We start from the raw sequence: 10,161 nt of genomic DNA on the forward strand, positions 1-10,161 counted from the left end.
GCGTCGACGGTTTGGGGCCGCACGCATGAGCCGCAGGAATCGTCGTAGCGTCGACCGCGAATACCGCACGCCCTGGCTGCTCAAGGAGATCTCCGGCGCACCCGTATGGGCGATGATCGCGTTCGGCGTCATCGTCACCGGGATTGCGACCTTCGCGTTACTGCATCGCTAGAGCCGAGGCGCCTCCCGGGCGCGCGGTCCGGCGCACGACACGAGGTGACGGCAGCCCGGACAGAGCGAACGCGCGGCGCATCCCGGCCGCGTCTGCGAAGCCCGCGTGCTCGGCGATCTCCGCGAGGCCGAGCGGCGCATAGTCCGTGTCGCTCATGAGGTCACGCGCCAGCTCGACGCGCGCTCGGCGGAGCTCATCCGCCGGCGAGCTGCCCTCGGCGGCGAACATCCGCTGCAGCTGACGCACCGACAGATGCATGTCACGGGCAAGGCCCGTGACATCGAAGTCGCGCTCACCACGGCGGACGAGCATGAGCGAGCGGGCCCGATCGATGCCGGACGCCTTGCGTCCCTCGACGATCCCCCGCGGCGCCGCTTCCACGAGCACGCTGAACACCATCTCGGCGATCAGCCGCTCCACGAGGTAGTCGGTGTACACCGTCGGATCCGAATGCTGGGTCAGCAACGAGCTCAGGAACGCATGCAGGCCACGGCCGAGCGTGCTCGGCGGAATCACCTCACTCGGCGCACGCACACCGGACTCGATCTCGGCCAGCGCGCCCCAGGGCACCCACACGCACATGACGCTCCCGGCTGCGACGGCGGTCACGGTGACAGTGCGGTGCGGGTGCAGAAAGCACAGCGTTGCCGCCGGCGCCTCCACCGTCACACCCTCGCCCCCGAGGACCCGGAGCGGGCCGGTCGCGATGAGGATCCCGGCGATGGCGTCGCTCTCGCCGGCCTGGGCCGCCCAATGCCACTCCGCCCCCTTCTCGAGTGCGTGCTGAGTGGCCAAGACGCCTCGGTAGCGTCGCGCCACGAGCGGATTCTGGCGCCCCGATCCGAGCTGGCGCATCACCGCGCCGACGTCGATTGCGATCCCCATATCGCGACCTCCCCGTAGGTCTCGCGGGTGCGACTCCCCAGTCGCAAGCGCCCGCGTGAGCGTCATTGTACGCGCCAAAACACGTCATGCGAACCATCGGTTTCGCGACACGCCGCACTGGGGGGGCAGGGGAACCTCGGGATCGGCTAAATGACCGGTCCGGAGTGGGCGTGCGCCGGAGTGCCCTTCACGTCGCCCGCGCACGGCGGCAGCTTTCCCAGGGGCGCCGTCACCGAGCCGGTGCGCGCGACGCCGGCATCGGAGTAGGCGAACGAGAGCGTCGCCGTGCCGTTGGCGGAGTCGGTGAAGAGCCCCGCGTCGACGTAGAGGGCGACCTTCTTCTTCGGGGGCACCGTGTACGAGGATGTCAGCCGGCCGCCCGCCGAGAACTTCGCCTCCCTTGCCTGTCCGTTGACGAGGAAGCTCCCGAGCACGATCGTGAGGGGCGCCGCCGTCGTGTTCTCGAACGAGAACGTGCCGTGGTAGTACTTCGGGTTCCCGGGATGCTTGCAGAACGACCCCGCCTGATACGACGGGACGAGCGGCGTCCGGCCCCCGGTCCCCGGCGTGCTCGCGCCGCCGCCCGGAACGCCGGTGGTGGAGGCGCTCGCCAGCGGCGCCGCCACGGCCATCGCGATCACCGGCAGGCTCCACGCCGCCCCGCGCACCACGGTGCGGCGGGAGAGACCACGCTGCTCCCCCGCCTGCGCAGTGCTGTTGTTGCTGTTCCCGGACATGCATGCCTCCCCGGACATCGGTCGCTGTCGCTCTCCGCGCCGGGCTCCCCCTGCCCGGCGCGCAAGATCCCGACTCTGCCGAAGGACGGCGCGAAGGAGCCGTCAGGGTGTCGCGAAATTCACGAAGGAGGGCGCGATCGTGTCGCGCGCGGGTCAGATCGCGGTGCGCGCCTGCAGGCGCCGCGGCGTCGGCAGTCCCTGACTGAGGAACGCACGACGCATCCCGGCGACGTCACGGAAGCCGGCGCGCTCGGCGACCTCGTCCAGCCCCTCGGCGCCGGCGTCGATGAGCCGGCGCGCGTGGTCGACGCGCTGACCCCGCAGCTCCGCCAGGGGCGTGGTGCCCTCGCGGGCGAACAGACGCTGGAGCTGGCGGCGCGAGAGGTGCAGCGCCTGCGCGAGGGAGTCCACGCCGAACGCCGGATCCGTGCGCCGCGACCGCACGATCTCCCGGGCACGGTCGATCGCGCGCGCTCGGCGCTCCCCCGGGTCGACATCGGCGAGCACTCCGCGGATGGCGCCCACGATCAGCCTCTCGGCGAGCGGGCCCTCGTCGACGCCGGATGCGTCCGCGAGCATGCCCAGCAGGAACGCGTGCAGACTCCGGGCGATCGCGCCGTCGGGCAGCACCTGCCCCGAGCCGGCGGCGGCGCCGGCGGCTTCGGCCACGGCGTCGTGACGCACCCACGCACAGGTGACGGATCCGGGCCGTGCCGCGATCATCTCGACGGCCTGATCCGGATGCAGCAGGCAGACGGATCCGGCGGGGACGACCATCCCCCGGTCCTCCCCGACGCGCACGCGCAGCGGTACGTCGGCGAAGCACAGCACGAGCAGCTCGTCGCCGCGCCGCTCCTGCGCCTCCCAGCGCCACGGCCGCGCGGGATCCACGCGATGCCGGCTGATCAGCGCGCCGGCGCAGCGGAGCAGTGCGAGCGGGTGCTCTTGCTCCGTCCCCAGCCGCCCCAGAGCAGCACGGGAATCGATACTCTTCCCCATCCCAGACATCCCCATGTCCACCCGGGAGTGCGATTTCCCCATCGCTCCGACTCGTCCGGGCGGATCCAGAATACTGGTATCACGGACGCCGTCTCCCGGCGTTCGTTCAGCACCGCGTGCGTCAGCGCGCGGGCGGCCGCTCCCCGTGCAGGCTCTCGTAGACGTCGTCGACGAACTCCGCGATCGCCGAGGCGCCCGTCACCGGACCGCCGGCGAGCATTCCGTCGGCGCCGAGGAGCACGGCGGTCGGCGTGAACCAGTGGTCCGCGAGCGATGGCCCGACATAGCGCAGCGGATCGTGCACGGTCTGCGGTTCCTCGGCTGAGGCGAGGCGGCTGTCCTCGGGCGCGCTCTGCAGCAGGAAGCGCACCGACACCTCGGGCAGCAGCGCCCGGTACGCGTCGATCCTCTCGATCACGGGCGTGCAGGATCCGCAGGTCTCCGAGACGGCGAGCAGCAGCACGGGCTTCGTCTCGGCGAGCTGACGCAGCGTCACGGTGCTCCCGTCCGCGAGCGTCACCGGAACCGCGGGAATCCGGGCGCGCAGGTAGTCCTCGAGCTCTGCGTCATCGGCCGGACCCGCACCGGATCCGCCCGCGACGTGCGCTGCGGGTGCGGACTCCCCCGCCTTCTCCTGCACCAGGACGAAGGTGACGGCGACCGCCGCGAGCGCGAGCGTCCACGGCCAGAACGCGATCGCGAGCACGACCGTACCCCCGAACAGAGGAAGGGCGCCGATCGTGAGTGCGGAGATCACGGCCAGCAGCGTCAGCCAGCCGTTGCGCACGAGCGTGCGGCCGGTGATCGGCTGCCGTTCGCCGAAGCAGGCGCACGAGGCGTCGGGCGTCTTCCGCCGCGCGCGCCACACCATGACCAAATAGGCGGCGAACAGCAGCACCGCGACGACGGCCGCGGCGACGCCCAGCAGACCCCCGAGCAGCAACAGGGCGGCCGCGAGCACGAGCTCGGCGACGGGGTGCAGCCGGATCAGCCAGTCCTTGCGCAGTGCGGCGGGAAGCCCCAGCGCCTCCCACCCCTCGGCGTCGTCGGGCGTGCGCAGTTTCGCGACCCCGCTCACGACCAGCACGCCCACCAGGATGAGCGTGGATGTCAGCGCCGCCGCCGGCAGCAGAAACTCGATCAGAGCAGTCCCCATCCGGCCAGTATCCCAGGAGCGGGAGCGGCCGGGGTCCGGTCAGAGCTTGCGCAGGAGCACCGATTCGACCGCGTGCGAGGCGCCCTTGTTCAGCACCAGCGTCGCCCGGTGCCTGGTCGGCATCACGTTCTCGATGAGGTTGGGCATGTTGATCTCGTTCCAGTAGCCCATCGCCGTGGTGACCGCCTCCTCGTCGGTGAGGTGCGCGAACACGTTGAAGTAGGACGACGGATTGGTGAACGCGCCCTGCCGGAGCGCGAGGAACCGGTCCACGTACCACTGCGCGATGTGGTCGAGTTCCGCGTCGACGTAGATCGAGAAGTCGAAGAGGTCGCTCACCGCCACATCGTTGGGCGCCGGCGGCGGCTGCAGCACGTTCAGCCCCTCCACGATCACGACGTCGGGGCGGCGCACGACCACATGGGCGTCGGGCACGATATCGTAGCGGATGTGCGAGTAGAACGGCGCACGCACCTCGTCCGCACCGCTCTTGACCTTCGTGAGGAACTCGATCAGGGCCCGCCGGTCATAGGACTCCGGGAAGCCCTTGCGATCCATGATGCCGCGGCGCTCGAGCTCGGCGTTCGGGTAGAGGAACCCGTCGGTCGTGACGAGCTCGACACGGGGGGTGCCGGGCCAGCGGCTCATCAGTTCCCGCAGCAGGCGCGCGATCGTCGACTTTCCGACCGCGACGGATCCGGCCACGCCCACGACGAACGGGGTCGTGTCGTCGGCCTCGCCGAGGAACTGGTTCGTGGCCTCGCCGAGGCGCTTGGTCGACGTCGCGTACAGGCTCAGCAGCCGGCTCAGCGGCAGGTAGACCTCTTTGACCTCGGTGAGGTCGAGGCGGTCGCCGATGCCGCGGATCTCCACGACCTCGGTCTCGCTGAGCGGCTGGTCGAGATCGGCGGCGAGGCGCGCCCAGTCGGCGCGGTCGATGCGGCGATACGGAGACAGCGACGGCAGCGTCTGCGGCGCGAGGGGATCGGAGCTCACGCGCTCCATCGTATCGGCGCGCCGACCGCCGTCCGGTGCCGCTGCCGTGCCGGACGCCCCTTCGCTGGTCGCCGTTTGCGGTTCTCCCGCGCTCGAAGCCGCAACGGCGACCAGCGAGCGGAGATGAGACGCTCGCGTGCACGTCACCTCCGCCGAGTAGTCTTCCCCCGTGCGTCTCGGAGTGCTCGACATCGGATCCAACACCGTCCATCTGCTCGCGGCCGACGTGCATCCCGGCGGACGACCGCTCGCGACCACGAGCGACCGCACGGTGCTGCGGCTAATGCGGTTCCTCACCCCGTCCGGCGCCATCAGCGAGGAGGGGGTGCAGGCGCTGCTCTCGGCCGTCGCCCAGGCGCGCGCCCTCGCCGAGCACGAGAAGGTCGACGCCCTCCTCGCCACGGCGACCAGCGCGGTGCGCGAGGCGGCGAACGGCGCCGACGTGATCGCCCGGGTCGAGGCCGCGCTGGGCCAGCCCCTGCAGGTGCTCGACGGAGAGACCGAGGCCCGGCTCACGTTCCTCGCCGTCCGGCGCTGGTTCGGCTGGGCGGCCGGGCAGATCCTGCTGTTCGACATCGGCGGCGGATCGCTGGAGGTGGCGGCGGGCTCGGAGGAGCTTCCCGACGTCGCCGCCTCGGTGCCGCTGGGAGCCGGCCGCTCGACGGTGATGTTCCTGCCCGACGACCCGCCCGGCGAGGAAGCGGTCGAGAGGCTGCGTGCACACGCCGCCGACGTGCTCGCACCGGTCGCGGAACGGCTCTCCGCGCTCCCCCGCCCCGATCACGTGGTCGGCTCCTCCAAGGCGATCCGCTCGCTCGCCCGTCTCGTGGGCTACCCGGCGCCGGGCTGGTCGGGATCCGAGCGGATGCTGCTGCCCCGTGCGTCACTCGGATCCTGGATCCCCCGGCTCGCCCGCCTGCCCGCGTCGGCGCGGCAGGAGCTGCCCGGGATCACGCCCGACCGCACGTTCCAGATCGTGGCGGCCGCGGTGGTGCTGCACGCCGCGATGACGGCGATGAAGGTGGACGAGCTCGAGGTGTCGCCGTGGGCTCTGCGCGAAGGCGTGCTCCTGCGCTACATCGAGGACCGGGCGCACGACGACGACCGCTGAGACAGCGGCTCTCCCGCGCCCGCATCCCCTACCCTGGTGTCATGAACGACGCGAGGGATCTGGGGTCACCGCGCGGCGAGTCGCCGATGCCGCTCACCCGACGAGAGCTGCGACAGCGCCGCGAGGCCGCGGCCGTCGCCGAGGCGTCAGGGGCGCATCTCGACGAGCGGCAGGAGCCGGATGCGGCGGCGGCACCGCAGGACGCACCCCGCCCCTCGGACCCGCAGACGCCGGACCGGCCTCCCGGCGGTGCCTCCTTCGGCTCCCTCGCCGGCATGTTCGCCGACACCGTGCGGGCCGTCTCGGCCCAGCCCACGGTGCTGACGGTGTGCACGGGCAACATCTGCCGTTCGCCGCTCGCCGAGTCGCTGCTCCGCGCGCACCTCGCCGACCTCGACGTCCGCGTGCACAGCGCCGGCACCCACGCGCTCGTCGGCCATGCGATGACCGAGCCCGCGCAGCAGCTCGCCCGCGACCGCGGCGTGGATCCTGCCGTCGCCGACGCCCACCGGGCCCGGCTCCTCACCGAGCCGCTGCTCGACGACGCCGACCTCGTCCTCACCATGACCACGGAGCAGCGCGACTACGCCGTGCAGCTGCTGCCGCGCCGGCTGCACCGCGTCTTTCCCGTGCGGGAGTTCGCGCGACTCGCGCAGGATCTCGACGACACGCAGCTGCGTGTCATCGCCGACGCGGCGGGCGACGACCCCCGCGAGCGCCTGGTGGCGGTCGTCGAGGCCGTCGCCGGCCGTCGAGGCGGATCGGCACCGAAGGGCGAGGACGTGATCGACCCCTACCGGCGCTCGACGGCGGTCTACGAGGAGTCCGCCGCGCAGCTCACCCCGGCACTCGTCGAGGTCGAGCGCGTGATCCGCGCGGCCCTCTGACACCGCAGGCGGAATCGGCCTGCCGCCCGTTCTCGCGGACGTGCAGGCCGACCCCCTGAACGGCTACGGCATGCAGATGCCCGACACGTCGAACGTGAACGGCCCGACCCAGATGTTCTGCGGCGGTCGGTCGTTCGCCGCGCGCCCCGAGTTGTTCACGATGAAGTCGAGCGAGAACGCGCTGACCGATGCCGCGGTGACGTTGACGTTGCCCGCGCTGCTGGCGGCATCGACCTCGACGTTCGGCGCGCTGGTCGACAGGCGCCAGCGGTTGGACGGGATCCCGCTCCCCTGCAGCCACGTGGGATTGTAGCTGCCCGTGCCGGCCGACACCGAGACACGCTCGGCGCCGCCGTTGCCGTCGAGCGCCATGAACCCGTCGATGTCCTTGATCGTGTAGGCCAGGTTCTGCACGGTCGTGGCGGCGCCGCCCAGCGCGAACGTGAAGGTCACCGTCTCGCCGCCGCCGTTGTTGACGAGACCGAGGGTGTCGAGGGCCAGGTGCACGCTCGGCTTCGCCTCGCCGCCGTGCATGTCGACGTCCTGAACGAGGTTGTTCGCCGTGTTGATGGCCATCTGCGCGACACCCGTGTGCACGGCGCTGAGCGTCAGGGTGAGATCCTTCCCATCGCCGAAGGGATCGGTCCAGGTGAACTGCGACGCCGTGGCCCCGGCGCGCACATAGGCCGCCGTCTCCGTGCTGAGGTGCTTCGTGCACGCCGCCGACGCGGCGGACATCGGCGTCGCCGCCACTGCCGCCAGGACGGGAACCGACCACGCCGCGCTCTTGACGACCGTTCGTCGCGTCAGCTCTCTCGACCGGCCGCGCTCGACGTCGAGTTCTTCCATTCTGTCCATCCTCTTCTCCCCGATCTGCGGCGGCCGGGGTGCCACCGCCTCTGGACAGAAAGGAGTGGCCCGCCCTCGAAAAGTGACGGCGCGACGCAAGGTTCTTCGCCCCTTGGCCGGTGCCTGCCGATGCCGGCCCTCCCCGACACCCGCGGCTCGGTTTCGTCGCCGCTGTCAAGACCCGTCATACTGGTCTGCAGGGGGCGGTACTATGTCGGCTGTCCACGTCCGAAAGGACCTCCCACCCCCGTGTCATCCCTTTCGACCACGCGCTTGCTGGAGACTCACCTCGGTCTCAGCTCGCACCATTCCGGCCTCGTCAGCGCGCGCGCGTTCCGCTCGATCCTGGTCACGGTGCACCGGCCGCAACAGCAGCACTGGACCTGGCGCGAAGTGGCCGACGAGCCCCACGCCGCCGTGCTGTTCGCTACCGGTGAAGGCGCGGACGGTACCCCGCTCCCGGTCGCGCGGTTCGTGCCGCCTCACGCCGTCGAGAGCATCGAATGGAGCCGCTCCAGCGAGGTGATCGCCGTGTGGGTCCCGCTCGAGACCCTCCGGGAGCTCATCCACGACGCCCCGCTGCGCCCGCTGACGCTGCATCCCACTCCGATGGTGCAGGCGTTCCGCGCCTTCACGCTCGCGATCGCGCGCAACACCGAGGACTCGACGTCCATCTCGCGGTACGCGATCGAGCGCCTGCTCGCGGAGATGGTCTTCGGCGCCCTGCTCGAGGTGTTCGCCGGGGATCTCCCCGAGCGCGGGCAGGCGCCGTTGGCGGAGCGCGCGCGTTCCACGATGTTGCTGCACCGGGAAGATCCGCAGTTCACGATCGCCGAGCTCGCCAGCGAGCTGCATGTGTCGCTCCGCCACCTGCAGCGGGCCTTCGCGAAGCTGGGCACCACGCCGGGAGATGCGCTGCGGCGCCTGCGGGTCGAGCTCGCCGAGTCGCTGCTGCGCAACCCCGACTACGAGGTGCTCACGATCGAGGAGATCGCCGCCCACTCCGGGTTCACGAGCGGCCTGCAGCTGCGCCGCGCGCTGCGGGCCGAGGGCCTGCCGTCGCCGACGAGGATCCGGCCCTCCCGCTGACGGGTGCGGCCCGGGGGCATCCCGCCGGTCAGACGCGTCGGCGCACCACCCCGGCCTGGATGAGCTCCGCCAGTGCCGCCTCGACCAGCTCTCGCGGATCCCCGTGCTGCGGCGCGCCGAACTCGGCGACGACGTCGTCGATGATGCCGGCCGTCGAACGGCCGGCGCGCAGGGCATCCCAGATGACCGGCGCGATCCCGTCGAGCACGTGCACCCAGCGCTGGGCGAGCACGACGACGTGATCGCCGCAGCGGATCGCATCGGTCACCTCGGAAAGGTCGAACTCGGGGTTCTCCTCCGTGACCAGTGCGGGCTCCCACTCGCCGTGCACGCGGGCGTGGTCGAGCAGCTGCGGGACGATCGGCGCGACGGTGGCGGCGTCGGGGTAGGTCAGGCGCACGACGCCGCCGATCCGATCGCAGAGGGCGGCGACCGTCTGCAGCGGTGTCGGCAGCTCGGCGAGATAGCTCATCTGCGGCGCCAGCTCGGCGATCGCATCGGGGAACGTCACCTGCTCGATGCGCGGCTCCGGCTGCGCGGCGTCGCGGGTGATCAGCACGAGGGCGGTGAGCGCCAGCGGGGCGTCCGGCACCGGCTGCAGGCCGGCGGCGTCCGGCGAGACCTGCTCCTTGGGGCGCCCCTCCCGCACCATCGAGAGGGGTTTGCGGTACGGCAGCACCGTGCGTGCGGTGTCGACCGCGATCGTCTCGTCGGAGATGTACCCGTGCACGGCGCCCAGCGCGCGGCTGAGCGTCGTCTTGCCGCGCCCGGAAGGCCCGACGAACGCGGCGACCCGGCCCTCCGGGTCCGACACACCGCAGGCGTGGAACATGAGCAGCTCGCCGCTGCGCGCGTTCAGCGCGGCCAGCGTGACCTGCACCGTGAGCGATTCGGCGAGGGCGTCGCCCTCCAGCCCGGCCGCGACGGGCACGTCGGCGCCGGGTTCGATCGCGGGGTCGTACGGAACCCGGGCTCCGGCCCAGGAGGCGCGGATCGCGTCGACGACGTCACCGGGGACGCCGTCGGCGAACGTCAGGCGGATCCGCACGCCGAGCGCGCTGACATCGAGCGGAGCGTACCGGGTCCCCTCCGGTGCGGACGCCTCGGAGGCCATCACGCCGCCTCCGACTCCCCTCGCCGGCGCGGGCCGTCTCCGTGTACGGTGCCGGACGGCAGCTCCTGCTCGTCACTGCGGTAATAATCCCCGTGGTACTGATACCCGTAATACGCAGCACCACTACCCCGACGCGGAACCTTGTTCAACACCAAACCCAAAGCAC

Annotated in this window: 11 protein-coding genes; 4 read left to right on the forward strand and 7 right to left on the reverse strand. The window is 71.7% G+C overall.

Annotation, left to right across the window (positions count from 1 at the left end; translation table 11 throughout):
- Positions 1–25 precede the first annotated feature (25 nt).
- Entirely contained in the window at positions 26–172 is a 147-nt protein-coding gene (locus RL72_RS19840) for a hypothetical protein (protein ID WP_156156763.1), read from the forward strand.
- Here RL72_RS19840 and RL72_RS19185 read toward each other — a convergent pair.
- The 5 genes from RL72_RS19185 to coaA all read right to left on the reverse strand — a co-directional run bounded on the left by RL72_RS19185 (position 158) and on the right by coaA (position 4,954).
- Positions 158–1,057, reverse strand: a complete 900-nt coding sequence (locus tag RL72_RS19185) for an AraC family transcriptional regulator (RefSeq protein WP_052674306.1) — start codon at positions 1,055–1,057, stop codon at positions 158–160. The two genes, RL72_RS19840 and RL72_RS19185, sit on opposite strands and share 15 nt — an antisense overlap.
- A gap of 146 nt (positions 1,058–1,203) precedes the next feature.
- Positions 1,204–1,794, reverse strand: coding sequence for a hypothetical protein (locus RL72_RS09505; RefSeq protein WP_045250581.1), 591 nt, complete (start codon positions 1,792–1,794; stop codon positions 1,204–1,206).
- A 153-nt stretch (positions 1,795–1,947) separates the two neighbouring features.
- Entirely contained in the window at positions 1,948–2,793 is an 846-nt protein-coding gene (locus RL72_RS09510) for an AraC family transcriptional regulator (protein WP_045250582.1), read from the reverse strand.
- A gap of 121 nt (positions 2,794–2,914) precedes the next feature.
- Positions 2,915–3,949 carry a MauE/DoxX family redox-associated membrane protein gene (locus tag RL72_RS09515; RefSeq protein WP_045250583.1) on the reverse strand — a complete coding sequence of 345 codons (1,035 nt, stop codon included), beginning with the start codon at positions 3,947–3,949 and terminating at the stop codon, positions 2,915–2,917.
- Positions 3,950–3,988: 39 nt separating this feature from the next.
- The gene (coaA, locus tag RL72_RS09520; RefSeq protein ID WP_045250584.1) at positions 3,989–4,954 is read right to left on the reverse strand and encodes a type I pantothenate kinase; all 966 of its coding nucleotides are present in this window, start codon (positions 4,952–4,954) and stop codon (positions 3,989–3,991) included.
- 160 nt (positions 4,955–5,114) lie between these two features.
- On the opposite strand from coaA, the gene RL72_RS09525 reads away from it, so the two are divergent.
- Together RL72_RS09525 and RL72_RS09530 are read left to right on the forward strand one after the other, a co-directional pair.
- Positions 5,115–6,056 (forward strand): Ppx/GppA phosphatase family protein, encoded by a 942-nt coding sequence (locus RL72_RS09525; RefSeq protein WP_045250585.1) that lies wholly within the window; start codon positions 5,115–5,117, stop codon positions 6,054–6,056.
- A 41-nt stretch (positions 6,057–6,097) separates the two neighbouring features.
- The gene (locus RL72_RS09530; RefSeq protein ID WP_276553864.1) at positions 6,098–6,943 is read left to right on the forward strand and encodes an arsenate reductase/protein-tyrosine-phosphatase family protein; all 846 of its coding nucleotides are present in this window, start codon (positions 6,098–6,100) and stop codon (positions 6,941–6,943) included.
- Between the two features lie 63 nt (positions 6,944–7,006).
- On the opposite strand, the gene RL72_RS09535 is transcribed toward RL72_RS09530, so the two are convergent.
- Positions 7,007–7,792, reverse strand: coding sequence for a hypothetical protein (locus RL72_RS09535; protein ID WP_045250586.1), 786 nt, complete (start codon positions 7,790–7,792; stop codon positions 7,007–7,009).
- A 249-nt stretch (positions 7,793–8,041) separates the two neighbouring features.
- On the opposite strand from RL72_RS09535, the gene RL72_RS19190 reads away from it, so the two are divergent.
- Positions 8,042–8,881, forward strand: coding sequence for an AraC family transcriptional regulator (locus tag RL72_RS19190; protein ID WP_052674307.1), 840 nt, complete (start codon positions 8,042–8,044; stop codon positions 8,879–8,881).
- 28 nt (positions 8,882–8,909) lie between these two features.
- Here RL72_RS19190 and RL72_RS19195 read toward each other — a convergent pair whose 3' ends face one another.
- Entirely contained in the window at positions 8,910–9,995 is a 1,086-nt protein-coding gene (locus RL72_RS19195; protein ID WP_052674308.1) for a PqqD family peptide modification chaperone, read from the reverse strand.
- Positions 9,996–10,161: the final 166 nt, after the last annotated feature.

Source organism: Microbacterium azadirachtae, from assembly GCF_000956545.1.
In the GTDB taxonomy this organism is placed as follows: domain Bacteria; phylum Actinomycetota; class Actinomycetes; order Actinomycetales; family Microbacteriaceae; genus Microbacterium; species Microbacterium azadirachtae.